Source organism: Micromonospora sp. LOL_014 (genome assembly GCF_048060245.1).
GTDB lineage: Bacteria > Actinomycetota > Actinomycetes > Mycobacteriales > Micromonosporaceae > Micromonospora_E.
The window spans coordinates 44,538-66,755 of sequence record NZ_JBHMIP010000015.1; the positions used below are offsets into that span (position 1 = coordinate 44,538).

Consider the following 22,218-nt stretch of genomic DNA (forward strand, 5'->3'; position numbering starts at 1 on the left):
CCTATTGTGCGGCGCGCCGGCCACCACCGCTGGCGCGCCGGTCGGCGGAACCCGGCGTGGGCCGGGGCGGCGCCGGCCGGCCCGGTGTTGCCCGGCCCGGTATGGCTCGGGTCGGCGTGGCGCGGGCCGGGACAGGCGCTTGCGATGCCAGCGCGGCCTCGACCGCACGGCGTAGCGCGCGGTGGATGCGGCCCACCCGCAGCGCGTCCCGGTCGGACACCAGTAGCACCGGGGCGCCCCGTACCTCGACCCAGAGTTCGAGCAGGTGCGCCCCCCGGTCGTAGGAGTCGTCGAGCAGCCCGAGCAGCAGGTCCGCGATCGGGATGATGACCAGCCCGACCAGGATCGATCCACCGATCAGCGCGATGGTGACGGTCGGCGAGGCGTCGATGGTCAGTGCGGTGACCAGCCCGATGATCGCGGTCGCCACCGGGGCCAGGAAGGCGACGCCGACCATTCCCCGGCCGGCCAGGGCGCTCCACGAGCGGGCGCCCCGCCGCTGCCAGATCCGGTGCACCTGGGTGAGCGGATGTCGGTGCTGGTCCACCCGGATCTCGGTGGAGGTGATCCGTACGGATTTGTCATCGTAATAGGTGATCATCCGCCTGCCTCCCTCACGTTGTGGATCACGTTACCCACACTCCGGCGCGCCCCGTAGGCTGTCCCAGAACGCGACGTCGATGGGGAGGTTCGCCGTGTCGGAGTTGGTGCTGGTCGAGGTCGAGCAGGGGGTGGCCACCATCCGGCTGGCCCGGCCACCGATGAACGCACTGAACGCGGCGGTGCAGGAGCAGCTGCGCGACGCCGCACGTACCGTCGCCGACGACGAGCGGGTCCGGGCGGTCGTGGTCTACGGCGGAGAGAAGGTCTTCGCCGCCGGCGCCGACATAAAAGAGATGGCCGATATGTCGTACGTAGACATGGCTGCCCGCGCGGCGCAGCTGTCCAGCGCCTTCGACGCGGTCGCCCGGATCCCGAAACCGGTGGTCGCCGCGATCACCGGCTACGCCCTCGGCGGCGGCTGCGAGCTGGCCCTGGCCTGCGACTGGCGGGTGGTCGCCGAGGACGCCAAGCTCGGCCAGCCGGAGATCAAGCTGGGGGTCATCCCCGGTGCCGGCGGCACCCAGCGGCTGGCCCGGCTGGTCGGCCCGGCCCGCGCCAAAGACATCATCCTGACCGGACGGATGGTCGACGCCGCCGAGGCCGGGCGGATCGGCCTGGCCGACCGCGTCGTCCCGGCCGACCAGGTGTACGCGGCGGCACTCGACATGGTGCGGCCGTTCGTCACCGGACCGGCCCAGGCGGTCAAGGCGGCCAAGTTGGCCATCGACGGGGGCCTGGAGATGGACCTCGCCTCCGGCCTGGCCTGGGAGAGTCAACTGTTCGCCGGTCTGTTCGCCACCGACGACCGCACCGAGGGGATGGCGGCGTTCGTCGCCAAGCGCAAGCCCGACTTCACCGGTCGCTAGCCCGTACCGGCTTTCGGCCGGCCCCTGAACCGGCTCGGTGTCGGCGGTGCCGGACACGCTTGGGTGCCGGGCGAAGTGACTGGGCGGTAACCTGCTCGGGGGCGCGCCGGCCGGGCGGGCCCGGGGCGACGGGAGGCAGCGGCGATGGCGGAGCGGATCGAGGGGCACGGCGGGACGTTGGCGCTGGCCGCCGCGCAGGCGTACGGCGTACGTGAGCTGTTCACCCTCTCCGGCGGCCACATCTTTCCGCTCTACGACGCCGCGCACGCCGCCGACTTCCCGATCTACGACGTACGGCACGAGCAGACCGCCGTCTTCGCCGCCGAGGCGGTAGCGAAACTGCAGCGTCGTCCCGGGCTGGCCGCACTCACCGCCGGTCCCGGCGTCACCAACGGCATCTCCGGTCTGACCAGCGCCTTCTTCAACGCCGCGCCGGTGCTGGTGCTCGGCGGCCGGGCACCCGCGTTCCGCTGGGGGTCGGGCAGCCTGCAGGAGATCGACCACGTACCGCTGGTCGCCCCGGTCACCAAGCACGCCGCCACGGTCGCCGCGACCGACGACGTACCAGCTGCGGTCGGTGCCGCGCTGTCCGCCGCGCTCACCCCGCACCGCGGCCCGGCCTTCCTCGACCTGCCGCTGGAGGTCGTCTTCTCGACCGCCGAGGTGACCACGCCGACCGCCGACGCGGTGCCGGTGGTCGAGCCGGACCCGGACGAGGTCGCCCGCGCGGCCCGGCTGATCGCCGCCGCCGACCGTCCGGTGATCGTCGCCGGTTCCGACGTGTACGCCGGGGACGCCGTCGCCGCGTTGCGGGAAGCCGCCGAGGCGCTGCAGGTGCCGGTCTTCACCAACGGCATGGGGCGTGGATCGCTGCCGCCGGGGCACCCGCTGGCCTTCACGAAGGCGCGGCGGGTCGCGTTCGGTCGGGCCGACGTGGTGGTCGTGGTCGGCACCCCGCTGGACTTCCGGCTCAGTTTCGGTGACTTCGGCGCCGCCCAGGTGGTGCACGTCGTCGACGCGCCGAGCCAGCGGGCGACCCACGTGCAGCCGGCCGTTTCGCCCGCCGGTGACCTGCGGCTGATCCTGTCCGCGTTCGCCGACCACAGCGGCGACCGGGCCGACCACACCGGCTGGCTGGCCGACCTGCGCGCCGCCGAGGAGCAGGCCCGGGCACGGGACGCGGCCGAGCTCGCCGCCGAGTCCGACCCGATCCGCCCGTCGCGGATCTACGGCGAGCTGCGGGCGGTGCTCGACCCGGACGCCGTCACCATCGGCGACGGCGGTGACTTCGTCTCGTACGCCGGCCGTTACCTGGAGCCGTCGGTGCCCGGCAGTTGGCTCGACCCTGGCCCGTACGGCTGCCTCGGCACCGGCATGGGCTACGCGATGGGCGCCCGACTCACCTACCCGGACCGGCAGGTCTGCCTGCTGATGGGCGACGGCGCGGCCGGCTTCTCGCTGATGGACGTCGAGTCGCTGGCCCGGCAGAAGCTGCCGGTGGTGATCGTGGTCGGCAACAACGGCATCTGGGGGTTGGAGAAGCACCCGATGCGCGCCATGTACGGCTACGACGTCGCCGCCGATCTGCAGCCAGGGCTGCGCTACGACGAAATCGTCGGGGTGCTGGGCGGCGCGGGGGAGACGGTCACCAAGGCCGGCGACATCGGTCCGGCGCTGCGCCGGGCCTTCGACGCCGGGGTGCCGTACCTGGTCAATGTGTTGACCGACCCGGACGACGCCTATCCGCGCTCGTCGAACCTGGCCTGAGCGCTGGTCGGGCCTGGCCTGACGGATCGCCGACCCGATCTGGTCGGCAAATGCTTGGCGGAATGTCGGTCCTGTCGTTCATTGTGGGTCTGCAGACAAACGACAGGAGTGAGGATGTCGCACGCGATCTGGGCCGAGGGCCTGGTCAAGCGATTCGGCGCGACGACCGCGTTGGCCGGGGTGGATCTCGCGGTCCGTACCGGCACCGTGTTCGGGCTGCTCGGGCCGAACGGGGCCGGCAAGACCACCGTGGTCCGGGTGCTCGCCACCCTGTTGCGGCCGGACGCCGGGCACGCCCGGGTGCAGGGCTTCGACGTGGTCGGCCAGGCACACCAGGTCCGCCGGTTGATCGGCCTGACCGGGCAGTACGCCTCGGTCGACGAGACGCTGACCGGCGTGGAAAACCTGATCATGATTGGTCGGTTGCTGGGGTCGTCGCGGCGTGACGCGCGCGCCCGCGCCCGGCAACTGCTGGCCGAGTTCCAGCTCACCGATGCCGCTGATCGCGCGGCGAAGACCTACTCGGGCGGTATGCGCCGCCGGCTCGATCTGGCCGCCAGCCTGGTGGGACGGCCTCAGGTGCTGTTCCTCGACGAACCGACCACCGGGCTGGACCCGCGCAGCCGCAACGAGCTGTGGGAGCTGGTCCGTGGGCTGGTCACCGGTGGTGTGACGGTGCTGCTCACCACCCAGTACCTGGAGGAGGCCGACCAGTTGGCCGACGAGTTGGCCGTGGTCGACCACGGGCGGGTGATCGCCGGCGGTACGCCGGAGGAGCTGAAGGCCAAGACCGGTGCCCAGGTCCTCGCGGTGCGCCCGACCGATCCGAAACAGTTGCCGACGGTGCTGACTACGCTGCGGGACCTGTCCGGCAACGAGCCGTCGTTGGCCCAGACCACGGTGACGGTGAGCACCGCCGATGCGGACCTGCTGCCGGCGGTGGTCCGCCGGCTCGACGAGTCCGGGGTGAAGGTCGGTGAGCTGGCGTTGCGCAGCTCCAGCCTGGATGAGGTCTTCCTGTCGCTCACCGGCCACCGGGCCGATCCGGGCTCCGGCGGTTCTGCGGCCGGTACCGGCGAGCGGCCGACGCCGGCGACCGGGCCGGCCGGTACGGGAGCACAGCCGACCGCCGCCACCATGGAGGGAATCCGTTGACCGCCACCACCGTCACCACGCCCGAACTGCCCGGGCGGCACCAGTGGGTCAGTCCGGTGGCCGGGCTGCGGCATACCGGCACCCTGGCCTGGCGGAGCCTGGTGCAGATCAAGCACAACCCATTGGAACTGCTTGATCTCAGCGTCCAACCGCTGATGTTCCTGCTGCTGTTCACCTATGTGTTCGGCGGTGCGATCGCCGGCACGCCGGGGGACTATCTGACCTTCGCGTTGCCGGGAATCATCGTGCAGAACGCCCTTTTCGCGACGATGACCACGGGATTCGGGCTGAACACCGACCTCACCAAGGGGGTGTTCGACCGGTTGCGTTCGTTACCGATCGCCCGGTGGGCGCCGCTGGCCGGGCGAATTCTGGCCGACACCGTCAAGCAGGCCTGGTCGGTGCTGCTGCTGCTAGGTGTCGGGATGATCCTCGGCTACCGGGTCGACGGTGGTCCGGTCGGCCTGCTCGGTGCGTTCGCGCTGATTCTGGCCTTCACACTGGCCGCGTCGTGGATCTCGGTGCTGGTCGGGGTGATGGTCAGCGAGCCGGAGAAGGTGCAGATCTTCGGCTTCATGGTGATCTTTCCGCTGACCTTCACCAGTAACGCATTCGTGCCGACCGAGACCATGCCGGGCTGGCTTCAGGCCTGGGTCGAGGTCAACCCGGTGACGATCCTCGCCGACGGCCTGCGTGGCCTGCTCAGTGGCGTGCCCGCCGCCGGCCCGGTCGGCTACTCGCTGCTCTGGGCAGCCGGCATCGCGGCGGTGTTCGCGCCGCTGGCACTCGCCCGGTTCAAGCGTCGGGTCTGACCTGACCGTCCTCCGGGCGGGCCGCTCGGGTCGCCCGAGTCAGGCACCTGACTCGGGCCGGCGGTCCTCCCGGGGGTCTGCGGCGTCCCGGCGGCGCAGATCGTCCTCCCGGCGGCGCAGATCCTCCTCCCACCGTTCGAAGAGCTCGCGATCCTGCTTCGACTTCTCGGCGTCGAGCGCGCGCAGGAACTCGGGATCGTCGTCGGGGGCCGCCGGGCGGTTGCGCGGTGGCGGGGTGCCGGTCGGTCGGGGGACGCCGCCGAGCGGTGACGGGCTGCCGAAGCCGGGCCGGCGGCTGAGGAACCAGGCAGCCGGCCCGAGGAGGGGGATGACGATGATGACCGGCACCCAGAGCAGGCGCGGCAGGGCGCGGACGTCACCTTTCTCCGCTGAGAGGCAGCTGATCAGCGCCACCGCCATGAGCACGACGTGGAGCATGAAGAGCAGGATGAACACGCGGGCCATCCCGCAATGATGCCCCGCCCGGCGGGCTCAGCCTAGTCACCTGAGGATCAGGATCATGCCGAGCACCGCGTAACCGGCGGTGACCAGCCCCAGCAGGGGCACCTCGGCGCTGATCTGTCCGGCTACCGGACGTCGTGGGCCGCTGGCGTGCCGGTAGGCGTAGCCGATCAGCCCGGCCCAACCGACCACCGCGAACAGCCCGAGCAGCATGGCGACTCCGCCCCGCTCGACGGCCAGCCGCATGGTCAGCGCCACCACCAGGGTGAGAGCCAGAGCCGACCGCCGCCAGGCCAGCCGGGTCCGTTCGGGCTGTAGCCCCGGATCGCGGGTCGGCGGGCCGTGCTCGTCGGCCGGCGGGTCTGGATCAGCCACTGGCCGCCTCGACCAGTACGACGATAGTCAACGCGGTGGCACCGACACCGACACAGATAGCGAGGAACGCCGGAAAGCGGGACGCCGGTAGGTCGGTGCCCAGTCGCATGGCCCGCTCGGTGCGGGCCCAGTGGTCGACCGCCCGCAGCGCGACGGCCCCGCCGAGCAGCAGCAGGGTCACCGCCAGCCCTTCCCGCAGATGGACCACGGACAGCTCAGGCAGGAACTGCGCGATGGCCAGCCCGCCGGCGACCAACGCCAGGGCGGTCCGGATCCAGGCGAGGAAGGTACGCTCGTTCGCCAGCGAGAACCGGTAGTCGGGCGCGGTGCCGATCCGGCGCAGCTCCTGGGGATCGAACCACCGGCGCAGCGCACTCCACACGTGGATCATTATCGCCGGCTAGACTTCCTGTCTGTGGCCGAGCTGACCGATGACGAGCGCAGCACGCTGAAGACCGGCGCTTTCGGCGCCGTCTACCTGGTGTCGGCTGCGGACCCGGGGCTGGTGTCGATGGTCCGGGAGAGCTTCGCCGCCTCGGACGTGTTCGCCGGGACATCGGGTCTGGTGAACGACGTGCTGACCAGCGGCGAGTTGCCCAAGTTGGCACGGGACACCCCGGAGGCGGTGGAGCAGCTGGTGCTGCCGGCGCTGCGGCAGTCGGTGGCGGTACTCACCGCGAAGGCCCCGCACGATCTGGAGCACTACCGGTCGGCGGTGACCGAGGCGGTCGACCGGGTGGCGCGGGCCGCGTCCGGGGTCGACCCGGCGGAGACGGCGATGATTTCCAAGATCAGGCAGGCGCTGGCCACTCCCTCCTGACCGATCCGTCCTCCTGGCCGATCCGTCACCTCTGCTGACCAGGGCGGCCGTTTGGTCCGGCCGGCCCGTCGGCGGGGCCGTTTGGCCCTTGGCTACTTGCGGGTAACATAGTGGGTGGGGCATTCCACAGCGATGCTCGGTTGACCGATCGTTAAGGAAAGCGGCAGGCTGCGCCGAGAGTGGTAGAGCAGCACCACCTACAGGAGGGGTGTCGAAGCGCGATGAACATCGTCGTACTCGTCAAGCAGGTGCCCGATTCCGGCGCGGAACGCGCCCTGCGCGGCGACGACAACACCGTCGACCGCGGGTCGGCCAACAACGTGATCAATGAGATGGACGAGTACGCGATCGAGGAGGCGCTGCGGCTGCGGGAGGCCAACGGCGGTGAGGTGACGATCCTCACCATGGGCCCGGACCGCGCGGCCGAGTCGATTCGCAAGGCGCTGTCGATGGGGCCGGACAAGGCGGTGCACGTCGTCGACGACGCCCTGCACGGCTCCTGCGCGGTCGCCACCTCCAAGGTTCTCGCCGCAGCGCTCGGCACCCTCGGGGCGGATCTGATCCTCTGCGGCGCCGAGTCCACCGACGGGCGGGTGCAGGTGATGCCACACATGCTCGCCGAACGGCTCGGCATCGCCGCCCTGACCGGCGCCCGCAAGCTGACCGTCGACGGCGGCACGCTCACCGTCGAACGGCAGAACGAAGAGGGCTACGAGGTGGTCAGCGCCGCAACCCCGGCGGTGGTCTCGGTGTGGGACACCATCAACGAGCCGCGCTACCCCTCGTTCAAGGGGATCATGGCGGCGAAGAAGAAGCCGGTGCAGAGCCTGTCCCTGGCCGATCTGGGTGTCGCCGCCAGCGAGGTCGGCTTCGACGGGGCGACCAGTGAGGTCGTCGAGCACCACAAGCGCCCGCCACGGTCGGCGGGGCAGAAGGTCGTCGACGACGGCGAGGCCGGCGTACAGCTGGTCGAGTTCCTGGCGTCCGAGAAGTTCGTGTGAGCGGGGAGGTTGACATGGCTGAGGTTCTCGTTGTCGTCGAGGCCACCGGTGAGTTCGGCGTCAAGAAGGTCACCCTGGAGTTGCTGACCCTGGCCCGCAAGCTGGGCGGCGAGGTGTCCGCGGTGGTGCTCGGCGGGCCCGGCGCGGCCGCCGCGATGACCGACAAGCTCGGTGAGTACGGCGCCAGCAAGGTGTACGCCGCCGAGGGCGAGGAGATCGACGGCTACCTCGTCGCTCCGAAGGTGACCGTGCTGGCCGAGCTGATCGGCCGGGTACAGCCCGGCGCGGTGCTGCTCGCCTCCTCCCAGGAGGGCAAGGAAATCGCCGGGCGGCTCGCCGTACGGCTGGACAACGGCCTGCTGACCGACGTGGTCGACCTGGCCGCCGACGGCACCGCGACCCAGATCGCGTTCGCCGGCGCCACCATCGTCACCTCCCGGGTCACCCGGGGCCTGCCGCTGGTGACGCTGCGGCCCAACTCGGTGGCGCCCGAGCCGGCCCCGGCCACCCCGCAGGTGGAGCAGCTGCAGGTGCAGGTCACCGACTCCGACAAGCTGGCCAGGGTGGTCGAGCGGGTCGCCGAGCAGTCCGGCTCCCGACCGGAGCTCACCGAGGCTTCGGTGGTCGTCTCCGGCGGGCGCGGTGTCGGCAGCGGCGACAACTTCAAACTGGTCGAGGAGCTCGCCGACCTGCTCGGTGGCGCGGTGGGCGCCTCCCGGGCCGCGGTCGACTCCGGGTTCTACCCGCACCAGTTCCAGGTGGGGCAGACCGGCAAGACCGTCTCCCCGCAGCTGTACGTGGCGCTGGGTATCTCCGGGGCGATCCAGCACCGGGCCGGCATGCAGACCGCGAAGACCATTGTGGCGGTCAACAAGGACGGCGAGGCGCCGATCTTCGAGCTCGCCGACTTCGGTGTGGTTGGTGACCTGAACAAGGTGGTCCCGCAGGCAGCCGAGGAGATCCGCAAGCGCAAGTGAGGTGACCGTCTCGCAGTGCGTCGTGGTCACCGCCGTACCGACCTGGCCGGTCGGGTCCAGCCGCCTATCCGCCGGACCCGACCCGGCGGATAGGCTTGCTGGTGATGGCTTATCTCGACCACGCTGCGACCACGCCGATGCTCGACGAGGCGGTGGAGACCTACGTCGCCATCGCCCGTCGGGTCGGTAACGCGTCGTCACTGCACGCCGCCGGACGGGCGGCCCGGCGTACAGTCGAGGAGGCACGGGAGCGGGTCGCCGCCGCCCTCGGCGCCCGGCCGTCCGAGGTGATCTTCACCGCTGGCGGTACGGAGAGCGACAACCTCGCGGTCAAGGGAATCTTCTGGGCACGTTCGGCGGCGGCTCCTGCCCGGCGGCGGATCCTGGCCAGCACCGTCGAGCACCACGCCGTGCTCGACGCCGTGCAGTGGCTCGCCGAGCACGGGCAGGCCCAGGTGACCTGGCTGCCGGTGGACGCCACCGGTCGGGTCGACGCCGCCACCGTACAGGCCGAGCTGGACGCCGTCGCCGACGAGCTGGCCCTGGTCACCGTCATGTGGGCGAACAACGAGGTCGGCACCGTGCAACCGGTCGCCGCCGTCGCGGCGATGGCCGCGCGGGCCGGCGTACCGCTGCACACCGACGCGGTACAGGCGGTCGGCCAGGTCCCGGTCGACTTCGCCGCCAGTGGCGCCGCCGCGCTGACCGTCAGCGGTCACAAGCTCGGCGGCCCGGCCGGCGTGGGTGCCCTGCTGCTCGGCCGGGACGTCGCCTGCACCCCGCTGCTGCACGGTGGTGGCCAGGAGCGCGACGTCCGCTCCGGCACGCTCGACACCGCCGGGATCGCCGCGTTCGCGGTCGCCGTCGAGGTGGCGGTGAAACGCCAGGCCGAGCACGCGGCGCGGGTCGGCGCGCTCCGCGACGACCTGGTCCGACGGGTACGCCAGGCGGTACCGGATGTGATCTACAACGGGGACCCGACCGACCGGCTTCCCGGCAACGCGCACTTTTCGTTCCCCGGCTGCGAAGGCGACGCGCTGTTGCTGCTACTCGATGCCCAGGGCATCGCCTGCTCGACCGGCTCGGCCTGTTCGGCCGGGGTGGCGCAGCCGTCGCATGTGCTGCTGGCGATGGCCGACGACGACGAGCGGGCCCGCTCGTCGCTGCGGTTCAGCCTGGGCCACGACTCCACCGGGGCCGAGGTCGACGCGCTGGTGGCGGCCCTGCCCGGTGCGGTCGAGCGGGCCCGTCGGGCCGGCGCGGTCCGCGGCACGAAGCCGGTGCCGCCCGCCGCCGGCTGACCCGGCACCGCTGCGGTACTACCCTCGAGCGTGCGGCGACGATCAGGCAGGAGATGGGTACGGTGCGAGTACTGGCGGCGATGTCCGGCGGGGTCGATTCGGCGGTGGCGGCCGCCCGGGCAGTGGCCGCCGGACACGACGTGACCGGTGTGCACCTCGCGCTGTCGCGCAATCCGCAGACGTACCGTACCGGGGCCCGTGGCTGCTGCACCGTCGAGGACGCCCGGGACGCCCGGCGGGCCGCCGACGTGATCGGCATTCCGTTCTACGTCTGGGACATGGCCGAGCAGTTCCACAGTGACGTGGTGGACGACTTCGTCGCCGAGTACGCCGCCGGGCGTACCCCGAATCCGTGCCTGCGCTGCAACGAGAAGATCAAGTTCGCGGCGGTGCTGGACCGGGCGGTGGCGTTGGGGTTCGACGCGGTGGTCACCGGCCATCACGCCCGGCTCGGCCCCGACGGTCTGCTGCGGCGCAGCGTCGACCTGGCCAAGGACCAGTCGTACGTGCTCGCCGTGCTCAACCGGGCCCAGCTGGACCGGGCGATGTTCCCGCTCGGCGACTCGACCAAGGCGCAGGTCCGGGCCGAGGCGGCGCGGCGCGGGCTGGCGGTGGCCGACAAGCCCGACTCACACGACATCTGCTTCATCGCCGACGGCGACACCCGCGGCTTCCTCGCCGACCGGCTCGGCAACGTCCCGGGCGACGTGGTCGACGCGACGACCGGCGCGGTCGTCGGCCGCCACGACGGGGCGTACGCGTTCACCGTCGGCCAGCGGCGTGGCCTGGGCATCGGGGTGCCCGCGCCGGACGGTCGACCCCGCTACGTGCTGTCGATCACCCCGACGAGCAATACGGTGACCGTCGGCCCGGCCGAGGCGCTGGACGTCGACACGGTGACCGGTGTCCGCCCGGTGTGGATCGGCGGGGACCAGCCGACCGGCCCGGTCGAGGCGATGCTCCAGGTGCGCGCGCACGGCTCGACCACCCCGGCGGTGGTCGAGCTGACCGACGCCGGCATGTACGCCCAGCTGCACCGGCCGGTCCGGGGGGTGGCCGCCGGCCAGGCGATGGTCGCCTACCGACCCGATCCGGCCGGCGACGTGGTGCTCGGCTCGGCGACCATCGCCGGCTGACCGGTAGAGTCGGCGGACGTGACCGACGCGAGTGACCTGCCGTGACCCACGCGAGTGACCTGCCGGGACCGGAGCCGGCCGCAGCGGCGGCGGCGGACACACCGTGGCCCTGGCCGCCGGGTGCCGCCAGTGGGATCGGATCGCTGCCCGGCACCGACGTCGCCGAAGCGCAACGGATCGTCCTCGGTGAACTGCCGGGCCTGCCGCACCTGCCCGAGCTACCGGCCCGTGGGCCGGGCGCGGAGATGATCGGGCGCGGTGCCACCTTCCTGGTGGACCTGCCGGTCGAGCTGTACGCCGGTCGCTGGCGGGTCGCCGCCCGACCCGGCCGGGACCTGCGCCGCGCACTCGACCTGCGGGAACGGGACCTCGACCAGTTGACCGAGCAGGCCGACGGCTACACCGGGCCGGTCAAACTGCAGGCCGCCGGGGTGTGGACGTTGGCCGCCGCTCTCGAAGTCGGCCTCGGCGGGCGGCTGGTCCGCGACCACGGTGCCGTACGTGACCTCGCCGCCTCGCTCACCGAGGGCCTGCGGGAGCACGTCGCGGAGGTGTCCCGCCGGGTGCCGGCTGCACGGCTGCTGCTCCAACTCGACGAACCCTCGCTGCCCGCCGTGCTGGCCGGGACGCTGCGCACCGACAGCGGTCTGCGCACCTACCGGGCGGTCGCCGCCGGCACCGTCCGGGACCTGCTCGCCGAGGTGATCTCCGGCGTCGGTGTGCCGGTGGTGGTGCACTGCTGCGCCCCCGGTGTACCGGTGGGTCTGCTGCAGGCAGCCGGAGCCGTCGCGATCGCCGCCGACCTGGAGCTGCTCACCGACCTGGACTCGGTCGGTGCGGCGATCGACACCGGGATGGGGCTGTTCGCCGGGGTGGTGCCGGCGACCGGGGAAGCGTCCGGCGCGGCGGCACCGACCTCGGCGCGGGCGGCGGGACAGGTCCGTACCCTCTGGTCGAAGCTGGGGTTCCCGGCGGAGCAGGCCGCCGCCCAGGTGGTGGTGACCCCGGCGTGCGGGCTGGCCGGGGCGACCGTGCCGTACGCCCGGGCCGCGCTCGCCGCCTGCCGCGACGCCGGCCGGCGGCTGTCCGAGGGCTGACCCGGCAGGCGGCCGGCGGTGGAGTGCGGTGGGGTCTCGGCCGTGGAACACTGCCGCCCGGGGTGTGCCTACGGTTACCGTTGGTGGCGATGAGCTACCACGGTGACAGCGACGGTGACCCGGCCGCCGGTCAGCGCGGCTGGTGGCGGATGTACCGCGGACTGATCATCGCCGTGCTGGTGGTGGTCTTCGTGCTGTGCTTCCTGTGGTGCGCCGGGGTGGCCGTGTTCAACCTCGTCCAGGGCGAGTGACCGGGCCGGTTCGCGAGTGACCGCGGTCGGGCCGCCACACGGGTGACCGCGGTCGGACCGCCGGCCGGTATCCGCGAATGTCGGTGCCGACCGATACGGTGCGCAGGTAGATCCGAACACGGAGGTCAGCCGGTGTCCGAGGAAGTCGTTCCGCAGCAGGTCAGCGCCGCCGGGCAGGCGCAGGCCGGTGAGGAGCCCGACGCGGCCGCCCGGGAGCGGCACGCCACGCTCGCCGAGGAGATCGATCGCCACCAGTTCCGCTACCACGTCCTCGACGCGCCGGAGATTTCTGACGGGCAGTACGACCTGCTGATCCGGGAGCTGAACCAGCTGGAGGAGCGGCACCCGTCGCTGCGTACGCCGGATTCGCCCAGCCAGCGGGTGGGCTACGCATACGCCACCCAGTTCGCCCCGGTGAACCACGCCGAGCGGATGATGAGCCTGGACAACGCCTTCGACGACGATGAGCTCACGGCCTGGGCCGACCGGGTCGAGCGCGACGCCGGTGGCCCGGTCAACTACCTGTGCGAGCTGAAGGTCGACGGCCTCGCGGTCAACCTCACCTACGAGCGGGGCGTGCTGACCCGGGCGGCGACCCGGGGCGACGGTCGGGTTGGCGAGGACATCACCCCGAACGTGCGGACCATCCGGCAGATCCCGGAGCGGTTGGCTGGTGAGGCACCCGAGCTGCTGGAGGTGCGTGGCGAGATCTACTTCCCGGTGGCCGCGTTCGACGAGCTCAACGCCAGCCTGGTCGCCCAGGAGAAGGCGCCGTTCGCGAACCCGCGTAACGCCGCCGCCGGCTCGCTGCGGCAGAAGGATCCCCGAATCACCGCTGGACGCGGGCTGCGCATGGTGGTGCACGGCCTGGGGGCGCGCAAAGGCTTCGAGCCGGTACGCCAGTCCGACGCGTACCGGCAGCTGGCCGACTGGGGGCTGCCGATCAGCCAACGCTGGCAGGTGGTCGGCGACCGCGACGGGGTGCGTGACTTCATCGCCCACTTCGCCTCGCACCGCCATGAGGTGGAGCACGAGATCGACGGCGTGGTGGTCAAGATCGACGAGGTGTCGGTCCAGCGCCGTCTCGGCTCCACCAGTCGCGCTCCGCGTTGGGCGATCGCCTACAAGTACCCGCCGGAGGAGGTCAACACCCGGCTGCTCGACGTCAAGGTCAACGTCGGACGGACCGGGCGGGTCACCCCGTACGCGGTGCTCGACCCGGTCAAGGTGGCCGGTTCGACGGTCGGCTTCGCCACCCTGCACAACGCCGGAGAGGTGGCCCGCAAAGGGGTACTGATCGGCGACATGGTGGTCCTGCGGAAAGCGGGCGACGTCATTCCCGAAGTGGTCAGCCCGGTCGTCGATCTGCGGACCGGCGCCGAGCGCGAGTTCGTGATGCCGACCGAGTGCCCGGAGTGTGGCACCGAGCTGCGCTACGAAAAAGAAGGTGACGCCGATATCCGGTGTCCGAATCTTGACTGCCCGGCGCAGTTGACCCGCAAGCTGGAGTACATCGCCGGTCGCAGTGTTCTCGACATCGAGGCGCTGGGGGAGCGGTCGGCGATCGCCCTGGTCGATTCCGGTGCCGTGCAGAGCATCGGCGACCTATTCGATCTTGATGCGGACCGCTTGTCCGGAGTCGAGTTCTTCTGCAACCAGAGCGGGGAGCTGACCGAGAACGCGAAGAAGCTGCTGGCCAACCTTGCCGAGGCCAAACAACGGCCGCTGTGGCGGATCATCGTCGCGTTCTCCATCCGGCACGTCGGCCCGGTCGCCGCCCAGGCGCTGGCCCGCGAGTTCCGTTCGATCGACGCGATCGCCGCCGCTAGCCAGGAGCAACTGGTCGACGTCGACGGGGTCGGCCCGGTGATCGCCGCAGCCGCCGCCGACTGGTTCGCCGCCCCACACGCTCAGGAGGTGGTCCAGCGCTGGCGTGTGGCGGGCGTGCGGATGGTCGAGGAAGCCGGTGACGACCAGGCGCCGCGTCCGTTGGTCGGCGTCACCGTCGTGATCACCGGTTCGCTCGCCGGGTACTCCCGTGACGAGGCGGCCGAGGCGGTGCAGTCCCGAGGCGGTAAAGTCAGCGGCTCGGTGTCGAAGAAGACCGGGTTCGTGGTGGTCGGCGACAGCCCGGGATCGAAGTACGACAAGGCCGTATCACTGCGTGTCCCGGTGCTCGACGAGGCAGGCTTCGGGGTTCTCCTCGAGGAAGGGACGGACGCGGCCCGAGCGGTCGCCGTCAACGAACCGGACCAGCCGGCCGAGTCCGCCCAGCCTGCCGATCCGGCCGGTACGGCCGAGCCCGCCGCCGCCAGCTAGCGGCGCTCCGGCGCCGGCCGGCCCGGACCATCGCCGGAGCTCCGACAATTGGCGGATGCCATTTCTCGACGGCCGGGAATCCCGCGGCGGGCATTCGCCGACCGCGTCTCAAATCAGTCACGACCGCGCTTCACCCCTGACCCGCCGGCCGTCCATCCTTAAGGTGTAGGACGTCGGTGGGACGCCCGGCTCGTGCTGAGTCGGCGAAGCGGGCCACGGGAGCGCGACGGGAGGGCAGATGGAGGCCGCGGCACTGCGGAACTCCGTTCCTCCGGAACGCGCGCCTGGTTTCTTCGGCTTCGTTGGCGGCGTGACCGCTGCGGCGCTCGCCGTCTGCGCCGTACCGTTGCTGAACCTGCCCGCCCAGATTTCCGACCTGCCGGCGGCATTCTGGCTGATGGCCCTGCTCGCGGTGGTCGGCGACGCCCGACCGTTCACCCCACCGGGCCGGCGGCGCCGATCCGAGGTCTTCCCGTCGGTCTGTTTCACCTTCGCCATCCTGCTCGCCTGGGGCCTCGGCCCGGCGGTCGCGGTGCAGGCCGTCGCGGTTGCGGTCTTCGCCTGGCGGGCCCGGCACGTGCCGTGGCGGGCCCTGTTCAACAGCTCGCAGTACGCGCTGGCGCTCGCCGCCGCAGCGGCGGTGGCCGGACTGGCCGGGCCGGGCACCTTCGCCGGCGCCGCGGAGCTGGCCTGGAGCGACGTCGCGGTGGCGGTCGGCGCGGCGGCCGCTTGGTCGGCGGTCAACTACAGCACGGTCACCCTGGCGATCCGGCTGCGCTTCGGCGGCCGGTGGTGGCGGTCGGCCCGCCGTGGCATCGGCTTCGAGCTGTCCTCCACGGGGTCGCTGCTGCTGCTCGGGCCGGTGCTGGTGGTCGCCGCGCAGGTCGACCCGGCGCTGATCCCGCTGGTGCTGGTGCCGCTGTACGCGGTCTACCGGATGGCTGCGTTGGCCAGCGAGCAGGAACGGTCGGCCCGGCTGGACCCGTTGACCGGGCTGGCCAACCGCAAGGCACTGATCGGCGAGATCGCCGACCAGGTGCCGGCACACGCCAACGCGCTCCGCCGCGGTGCGCCGGATGCCCGGATGGCGCTGCTGCTGCTCGACCTGGACCGGTTCAAGCGGGTCAACGACGCGCTGGGGCACCTGGTCGGCGACCGGCTGCTGGTCGAGGTGGGGTTGCGGCTGGCCATGGTGGTCCGACCGCAGGACCTGGTGGTCCGGCTCGGCGGTGACGAGTTCGCCATTCTGGCCACCCGACTCACCGGGGCGGACGAGGCCCGGGACATCGCCGAACAAGTGGTGACCGCGCTCGCTGAGCCGGTCGCCCTGGACGGGCTGCCGCTGGACGTCGGCGGATCGGTGGGCATCGCCCTCTACCCCGAGCACGGTGGGGACTTCGCCACCCTGCTGCAGCACGCCGACGTCGCCATGTACGACGCCAAGGACACCGGTGACGGCACCGCCGTCTACACGGCCGAGTCGGACCACAACACGCCGGAACGGCTCAGTCTCCTCGCCGACCTGCGTCGGGTGCTCGACGTCAACGGCGCGCACGCGGCCGACCCCGGTCGGGAGGTCGACGACGTCGGCGAGATCACCATGTACTACCAGCCGCAGGTGGAGATTGCGACCGGCGAGGTGGTCGGGGTGGAGGCGCTGCTGCGCTGGCGGCATCCGCGCCGGGGCATGGTCGACCCGGAAGAGCTGATCAAGGTTGCCGAGCAGAGCGCCGTGATGCGCCTGCTCACCCGTCGGGTCGTCGATGACGTCGTCGAGCAGATCGCCAAGTGGGCCGCCGCCGGGATCACCATGCGGGCAGCCGTCAACGTCAGCGTCCGCGACCTGCACACCGGCGAGATCGCCGATCAGATCTCCGACCGGCTCGCCCGCTACAACCTGTCACCCGAGCAACTTCAGCTGGAAATCACCGAGGGGGCGTTGATGGCCGACCCCCGGCGGGTGCTGGCCACCATCTCCCGGCTGGACGCCATCGGGGTGGCGATCGCCCTGGACGACTTCGGCACCGGCTACTCGTCCATGCAGCACCTGCGCCGGCTCCCGCTGTCCGAAGTCAAGATCGACCGTTCGTTCGTCCTCGGCATGGCCGCCGACACCGACGACGCGGCCATCGTCCGTTCGGTGATCGAGCTGGCCCGGGCGCTCGGGCTGCGGGTGGTCGCCGAAGGCGTCGAGGACGACGCCTCCTGGCGGCGGTTGCACGCGCTCGGCTGCCACGTCGCCCAGGGCTGGTTCTACGCCCGGCCGATGCCCGCCGACGAACTGGTCAGCTGGCTGGCCCGGTACCGTCCACTGGTCCCCGGCCCACGTGGCGTTCCGCCCGGCCTGCTGGATGACTCGGCAGACCCGCCGTCAGACCGGCGGCCAGACCCGCCCGGCCCGCCCGATGACTCGGCCGGCCCACCGGAGAAATAGACTCGTCGGGTCCGGCCCGCTGAGCCACGCTGAGCGAGAGTCCCGGGCCAACCGTTCGATCACCGTACGAAGGGGGCGCAGATGGCCGCCATCTCCCGCGAGGAGGTCGCGCACCTGGCGCGACTGTCGCGGCTGGCCGTGACCGAGGACGAACTGGCGACGTTCGCCGGCCAGCTCGACGTCATCCTGCAGTCCGTCGCCCGGATCGGCGAGGTCGCCGCCGACGACATCCCGCCCACCTCGCACTCGGTGCCGCTGACCAACGTGTTGCGCGACGACGTCGTCGTCCCCGGTCTGGACCGCGACGCCGCGCTCGCCGCCGCCCCGGACGCCGAGGACGGCCGGTTCCGGGTGCCGCGCATCCTGGACGAGGAGGTCTGAACCATGTCCGAACTCACCGGGATGACCGCCGCGCAGCTGGCCGGGCTGATCGCCGGCGGCGACACCAGCGCCGTCGAGGTGACCCGCGCCCACCTGGACCGGATCGCCGGCGTCGACGAGCGGGTGCACGCGTACCTGCACGTCGACGCCGACGGTGCGCTCGCCGCCGCGCAGGCCGTCGACACCGCCCGCGCCGCCGGGCAGCCGCTCGGCCCGCTGGCCGGGGTACCGATCGCGGTCAAGGACGTCGTCACCACCAAGGGCGTACCGACCACCGCCGGGTCAAAGATCCTCGACGGCTGGCGGCCACCGTACGATGCGACGATCGTCGCCCGGCTGCGCGCTGCCGGCATGCCGATCCTCGGTAAGACCAACATGGACGAGTTCGCGATGGGCTCGTCGACCGAGTACTCGGCGTACGGGCCGACGTACAACCCGTGGGACCTGACCCGAATCCCCGGCGGATCCGGCGGCGGCAGCGCGGCCGCGGTCGCCGGTTGCGAAGCTCCACTGGCGATCGGCACCGACACCGGCGGCTCGATCCGCCAGCCGGGTGCGGTCACCGGCACCGTCGGCGTCAAGCCGACCTACGGCGGCACCTCCCGGTACGGGCTGATCGCCTTCTCCTCCTCGCTGGACACCCCCGGACCGTGCGCCCGGACGGTGCTCGACGCGGCGCTGCTGCACGAGGCGATCGCCGGCCACGACCCGCGCGACTCCACCTCGATCCCGGCCGCCGTGCCGCCGGTGGTCGAAGCGGCCCGCGCCGGAGCCGCCGGTGATCTGACCGGGGTCCGGCTCGGCCTGGTCACCCAGTTCGCCTCCGGCGAAGGCGCCGAGCCGGGCGTACTGGCCGCCTTCCGTGACGCCGTCGACGCGCTGACCAAGCTCGGGGCCGAGGTCGTCGAGGTCTCCTGCCCGCACTTCGACTACGCGCTGCCGGCGTACTACCTGATCGCGCCGAGTGAATGCTCGTCCAACCTGGCCCGCTACGACGGCGTCCGGTACGGGCTGCGCAGCGGCGACGACGGCAACCGGTCCCTGGAAGAGGTCATGTCGCTGACCCGCGACCAGGGCTTCGGTCAGGAGGTAAAGCGGCGCATCATGCTCGGCACGTACGCGCTGTCCAGCGGCTACTACGACGCCTACTACGGGCAGGCGCAGAAGGTCCGTACCCTGATCACCCGCGACTTCACCGCCGCGTTCGAGCAGGTCGACGTGCTGATCTCGCCGACCACGCCGTTCGTGGCGTTCCCGCTCGGGGCGCGCACCGCCGACCCGTACCAGATGTATCTGGCCGACCTGTTCACCATCCCGACCAACCTGTACGGCGGCCCGGCCATCTCGGTGCCGTGCGGGCTGGCCGACGGGCTGCCGGTCGGGTTGCAGGTGATGGCACCCACGATGGCCGACGACCGGATGTACCGGGTCGCGGCGGCCCTGGAGTCGGCGGTCGGCACCCTCACCCCGCCGGAGCTCTGAGCGGCGACGTGCTGACCTGCGATCGAGAGTTGGAGCTGTGAGATGAGCACGACCGCGTTGCCCACGTACGAGGATGTCGTCGCCCGCTACGAGCCGGTGATCGGCCTGGAGACGCACGTCGAGCTGGGCACCAACACCAAGATGTTCTGCGGCTGCCCGACCGGGTTCGGCGCCGAGCCGAACACCCAGGTCTGCCCGGTCTGCCTCGGGCTGCCCGGCTCGCTGCCGGTAGCGAACAAGGCGGCGATCGAGGCGACGATCCGCATCGGGCTGGCACTCAACTGCTCGATCGCCGACTGGTGCCGGTTCGCCCGGAAGAACTACTTCTACCCGGACATGCCGAAGAACTACCAGATCAGCCAGTACGACGAGCCGCTGTGCGTGGACGGCTGGCTCGACGTCGAGGTCGACGGCGAGATGGTGCGGATCGGCATCGAGCGGGTGCACCTGGAGGAGGACACCGGCAAGACGCTGCACGTCGGCGGCGCGACCGGGCGCATTCACGGTGCGACCGAGTCGCTGGTCGACTACAACCGGGCCGGCATCCCGCTGGTGGAGATCGTCACCAAGCCGATCCCCGGCACCGGGGACCGGGCACCGCAGGTGGCCCGCGCGTACGTCACCGAGCTGCGGGACGTGATCCGTTCGCTGGGCGTGTCCGACGTACGGATGGAGCAGGGCTCGCTGCGCTGCGACGTCAACACCTCGCTGACCCCGGTCGGGCAGACCGAGTGGGGCACCCGCACCGAGACCAAGAACGTCAACTCGCTGCGGTCGGTGGAGCGGGCGGTACGCGCGGAGATGCTGCGCCAGGCGTCGGTGCTCGACGCCGGTGGCCGGATCGTGCAGGAGACCCGGCACTTCCACGAGGACAGCGGCGACACCACGTCGGGCCGGTCCAAGGAGACCGCCACCGACTACCGCTACTTCCCGGAGCCTGACCTGGTGCCGCTCGCCCCGGACGCCGCCTGGGTGGCCGAGCTGAAGGCGGCCCTGCCGGAGCTGCCCCGGGTGCACCGCAAGCGGCTGCAGGAGCAGTGGGGGCTGACCGACCACGACATGCAGTCGGTGGTCAACGCCGGCGCGGTCGAGCTGATCGAGCAGACCGTGGCGGCCGGCACCACCCCGGCCGGTGCCCGCAAGTGGTGGCTGGGTGAGCTGGCCCGCCGGGCCAACGAGTCCGGTGTGGAGCTGACCGCGCTGGGGGTCACCCCGGCGCACGTGGCCGAGCTGCAGGGGCTGGTCGACGCCGGCAAGCTCAACGACAAGCTGGCCCGTACCGTCCTGGAGGCGGTGGCCGCCGGGGAGGGCACGCCGACCGAGGTGATGACCGCGCGCGGCCTGGAGGTGGTCTCCGACACCGGTGCGTTGACCGTCGCCGTCGACGAGGCGATCGCCGCCAACCCGGACATCGCGGCGAAGGTCCGCGACGGCAAGGTGGCGGCGGCCGGGGCGCTGGTCGGCGCGGTGATGAAGACGACCCGGGGCCAGGCTGACGCGCGTACCGTCCGGGAGCTGATCCTGTCCCGCCTCGGCGCACAGGGCTGAGGCGGGCGCGCGGCCAACCACAGCGGACGAGCCGCGTCGGGCACTGCCCGACGCGGCTCGCGTCATTTACCGCTGGTGGTGGCTGACGAATGTCTGCCAGGCTGCGGGGGAGAAGGTGAGGGTGCCGCCGGTGCGGTTCTTGCTGTCGCGGACCAGGACCCGGCCGGGCAGGTTGTCGGCGACTTCGACGCAGTTGCCGCCGGTGCCGTTGCTGCGGCTGCTGGTCCGCCAGGCCGGTCGAGGATCGGTCGTCATGCCCATCTGTCGGCTGCCTCCTGCATCAACGCCACGGACTGCTCGCTGGGCAGAGCGTACTCCCGCAGCGACTCCCAGGCATGCTCCAGTCTGGTCAGATCGGCCTCCAACTCGATGGTCTGGCCCTCCAACGGCCCGTCGACGAAGCCGGCCGCCCGGCCGTCCAGGCTGGCCAGAGTGAACGGGCCGTTCAGCCCCGGGGCAGCACCGCCTCGTCGATCACCCCGACGAAGCGGCACGGCCGCTCGGCCCGGTGCAGGATCTCCTGCCGGCCGAGCCGGTCGCCGACGGTGGTGTCGACGTCGTCGATCGCCACCCCGGCATGGGTGAGGATGACGCGGGCGTACGCCTCGGTCTGCAGCAGGCCGGGCACCAGCAGCGGCTCGTAGCAGCGCAGCATGATCGCCTCCCGTTCGTGCTCCAGCCACGGGCGCAGCCAGACCGGGGCCCGCTCGGTGCGCAGCAGCAGCTCCCAGAGGGTCGAGTAGTCGCAGTTGAAGACCCGGTCGATGGTGGCCAGGTAGTCGAGCCGGATCGGCCGGGCACCGCGCTCGACCGCGCTGACGTGCTGGGCCGACCAGTGCAGGGCGGCGCCCCACTGTTCCTGGGTGAGCCCGGCCAACTCGCGGCGGCGGCGGAGCTCCGCTATCAGATATGCGCTCGCTGCTCCAGACATTCGTTTCCTCCAGCTCTCTACAGAATCGCTTTGCGGTGGGCAGGGGTTGCCCCGTGACGGATGTTGTTGCTACGAGGACAAAGCCCACCTTCCATAGGGGAGGCGGGGAAGTCCAGGGTGGAGGAGTGGGGAATTCGAGAAGGCGTCCATTGTCGTCCCGGTGGGGGACGCGTGGTGCAAGAATGAATGACAAAGATCAATTGCGCCGGCACGGCGTACTCGGCTGGATGTCGGTGCCGACCGGCAGCGCCGTGCCCGGCTACGTCAACCACCCGGTGATCGCCCGCGCCCGCCACCTGGCCGCGATGCACCTGCCCGACCCGGTGACCGGGTGTCCGCGCTGCGGCACGATCACCTGTCCGGGGCTGCGGCTCGCGGTGGCCTACCTGGACCGGTACGACCGCGATGCCGCCCGGACCATCCGCCGGCTGCTCGCCTCGGTCGGCATCTGGCTCACTGCCGACCCGGCGACCGGGGCAGGTGGCGATGACTGAGTCGAC

The 22,218-nt window shown here is 71.7% G+C and carries 22 protein-coding genes and 1 pseudogene; 17 read left to right on the forward strand and 6 right to left on the reverse strand.

Translation table 11 applies throughout. The annotated features are described in order from the left end of the window. Position 1 precedes the first annotated feature (1 nt). Positions 2-601, reverse strand: a complete 600-nt coding sequence (locus tag ACFHW1_RS15050) for a DUF6232 family protein (RefSeq protein WP_416553625.1) — start codon at positions 599-601, stop codon at positions 2-4. A 94-nt stretch (positions 602-695) separates the two neighbouring features. Here ACFHW1_RS15050 and ACFHW1_RS15055 point away from each other — a divergent pair, with 94 nt between their 5' ends. The 4 genes from ACFHW1_RS15055 to ACFHW1_RS15070 all read left to right on the forward strand — a co-directional run bounded on the left by ACFHW1_RS15055 (position 696) and on the right by ACFHW1_RS15070 (position 5,203). Then, positions 696-1,469, forward strand: a complete 774-nt coding sequence (locus tag ACFHW1_RS15055; protein ID WP_416553627.1) for an enoyl-CoA hydratase-related protein — start codon at positions 696-698, stop codon at positions 1,467-1,469. A 144-nt stretch (positions 1,470-1,613) separates the two neighbouring features. Further along, positions 1,614-3,236, forward strand: coding sequence for an acetolactate synthase (locus ACFHW1_RS15060; RefSeq protein ID WP_416615625.1), 1,623 nt, complete (start codon positions 1,614-1,616; stop codon positions 3,234-3,236). Positions 3,237-3,350: 114 nt separating this feature from the next. Then, entirely contained in the window at positions 3,351-4,391 is a 1,041-nt protein-coding gene (locus ACFHW1_RS15065) for an ATP-binding cassette domain-containing protein (protein WP_416615627.1), read from the forward strand. Then, entirely contained in the window at positions 4,388-5,203 is an 816-nt protein-coding gene (locus tag ACFHW1_RS15070) for an ABC transporter permease (RefSeq protein ID WP_416553633.1), read from the forward strand. The genes ACFHW1_RS15065 and ACFHW1_RS15070 overlap by 4 nt, the downstream gene beginning before the upstream one ends. Positions 5,204-5,242: 39 nt before the next feature. On the opposite strand, the gene ACFHW1_RS15075 is transcribed toward ACFHW1_RS15070, so the two are convergent. Genes ACFHW1_RS15075 through ACFHW1_RS15085 form a run of 3 tightly spaced genes read right to left on the reverse strand, consistent with a single transcriptional unit; the run spans position 5,243 to position 6,422 of the window. Continuing rightward, on the reverse strand, positions 5,243-5,668 hold the full coding sequence (locus ACFHW1_RS15075; protein ID WP_123600376.1) for a PLD nuclease N-terminal domain-containing protein: 426 nt from the start codon (positions 5,666-5,668) through the stop codon (positions 5,243-5,245). 36 nt (positions 5,669-5,704) lie between these two features. Next, positions 5,705-6,040 carry a DUF202 domain-containing protein gene (locus ACFHW1_RS15080; protein ID WP_416553637.1) on the reverse strand — a complete coding sequence of 112 codons (336 nt, stop codon included), beginning with the start codon at positions 6,038-6,040 and terminating at the stop codon, positions 5,705-5,707. Beyond that, on the reverse strand, positions 6,033-6,422 hold the full coding sequence (locus ACFHW1_RS15085; protein ID WP_416553639.1) for a YidH family protein: 390 nt from the start codon (positions 6,420-6,422) through the stop codon (positions 6,033-6,035). Before ACFHW1_RS15085 ends, ACFHW1_RS15080 begins: the two co-directional genes overlap by 8 nt. Positions 6,423-6,455: 33 nt before the next feature. Between ACFHW1_RS15085 and ACFHW1_RS15090 the strand changes: the two genes are divergently transcribed. The 12 genes from ACFHW1_RS15090 (at position 6,456) to gatB (ending at position 20,787) form a co-directional block, all read left to right on the forward strand. After that, positions 6,456-6,860 carry a hypothetical protein gene (locus ACFHW1_RS15090; protein ID WP_278167647.1) on the forward strand — a complete coding sequence of 135 codons (405 nt, stop codon included), beginning with the start codon at positions 6,456-6,458 and terminating at the stop codon, positions 6,858-6,860. A 221-nt stretch (positions 6,861-7,081) separates the two neighbouring features. Next, positions 7,082-7,861 (forward strand): electron transfer flavoprotein subunit beta/FixA family protein, encoded by a 780-nt coding sequence (locus tag ACFHW1_RS15095; protein ID WP_416553641.1) that lies wholly within the window; start codon positions 7,082-7,084, stop codon positions 7,859-7,861. 14 nt (positions 7,862-7,875) lie between these two features. Further along, positions 7,876-8,838, forward strand: a complete 963-nt coding sequence (locus ACFHW1_RS15100; protein WP_416553643.1) for an electron transfer flavoprotein subunit alpha/FixB family protein — start codon at positions 7,876-7,878, stop codon at positions 8,836-8,838. Positions 8,839-8,942: 104 nt separating this feature from the next. Continuing rightward, on the forward strand, positions 8,943-10,139 hold the full coding sequence (locus tag ACFHW1_RS15105; protein WP_416615629.1) for a cysteine desulfurase family protein: 1,197 nt from the start codon (positions 8,943-8,945) through the stop codon (positions 10,137-10,139). A 62-nt stretch (positions 10,140-10,201) separates the two neighbouring features. Next, a complete protein-coding gene (gene mnmA / locus ACFHW1_RS15110; protein ID WP_416590610.1) occupies positions 10,202-11,275 on the forward strand; it encodes a tRNA 2-thiouridine(34) synthase MnmA in 1,074 nt (357 codons plus the stop codon). 59 nt (positions 11,276-11,334) lie between these two features. Continuing rightward, positions 11,335-12,372, forward strand: a complete 1,038-nt coding sequence (locus tag ACFHW1_RS15115) for a methionine synthase (protein ID WP_416568927.1) — start codon at positions 11,335-11,337, stop codon at positions 12,370-12,372. A gap of 89 nt (positions 12,373-12,461) precedes the next feature. After that, positions 12,462-12,623 (forward strand): hypothetical protein, encoded by a 162-nt coding sequence (locus ACFHW1_RS15120; protein ID WP_416553649.1) that lies wholly within the window; start codon positions 12,462-12,464, stop codon positions 12,621-12,623. Positions 12,624-12,755: 132 nt separating this feature from the next. Beyond that, positions 12,756-14,942, forward strand: coding sequence for an NAD-dependent DNA ligase LigA (gene ligA / locus ACFHW1_RS15125; protein ID WP_416568911.1), 2,187 nt, complete (start codon positions 12,756-12,758; stop codon positions 14,940-14,942). A 238-nt stretch (positions 14,943-15,180) separates the two neighbouring features. Continuing rightward, positions 15,181-17,376 carry a putative bifunctional diguanylate cyclase/phosphodiesterase gene (locus ACFHW1_RS15130; protein WP_416553653.1) on the forward strand — a complete coding sequence of 732 codons (2,196 nt, stop codon included), beginning with the start codon at positions 15,181-15,183 and terminating at the stop codon, positions 17,374-17,376. A gap of 81 nt (positions 17,377-17,457) precedes the next feature. After that, a complete protein-coding gene (gene gatC, locus ACFHW1_RS15135; protein WP_123600383.1) occupies positions 17,458-17,757 on the forward strand; it encodes an Asp-tRNA(Asn)/Glu-tRNA(Gln) amidotransferase subunit GatC in 300 nt (99 codons plus the stop codon). A gap of 3 nt (positions 17,758-17,760) precedes the next feature. Next, positions 17,761-19,239, forward strand: a complete 1,479-nt coding sequence (gene gatA / locus ACFHW1_RS15140) for an Asp-tRNA(Asn)/Glu-tRNA(Gln) amidotransferase subunit GatA (protein WP_416553655.1) — start codon at positions 17,761-17,763, stop codon at positions 19,237-19,239. Positions 19,240-19,281: 42 nt separating this feature from the next. Continuing rightward, a complete protein-coding gene (gene gatB / locus ACFHW1_RS15145) occupies positions 19,282-20,787 on the forward strand; it encodes an Asp-tRNA(Asn)/Glu-tRNA(Gln) amidotransferase subunit GatB (protein WP_416553657.1) in 1,506 nt (501 codons plus the stop codon). A 66-nt stretch (positions 20,788-20,853) separates the two neighbouring features. Here gatB and ACFHW1_RS15150 read toward each other — a convergent pair whose 3' ends face one another. Further along, on the reverse strand, positions 20,854-21,048 hold the full coding sequence (locus tag ACFHW1_RS15150) for a DUF397 domain-containing protein (protein WP_416553659.1): 195 nt from the start codon (positions 21,046-21,048) through the stop codon (positions 20,854-20,856). Continuing rightward, positions 21,039-21,718, reverse strand: a pseudogene (locus tag ACFHW1_RS15155) (Scr1 family TA system antitoxin-like transcriptional regulator). The gene ACFHW1_RS15150 and the pseudogene ACFHW1_RS15155 overlap by 10 nt, the downstream one beginning before the upstream one ends. Before the next feature lie 182 nt (positions 21,719-21,900). Here ACFHW1_RS15155 and ACFHW1_RS15160 point away from each other — a divergent pair. Continuing rightward, a complete protein-coding gene (locus ACFHW1_RS15160; RefSeq protein WP_416590606.1) occupies positions 21,901-22,212 on the forward strand; it encodes a hypothetical protein in 312 nt (103 codons plus the stop codon). Positions 22,213-22,218 lie beyond the last annotated feature (6 nt).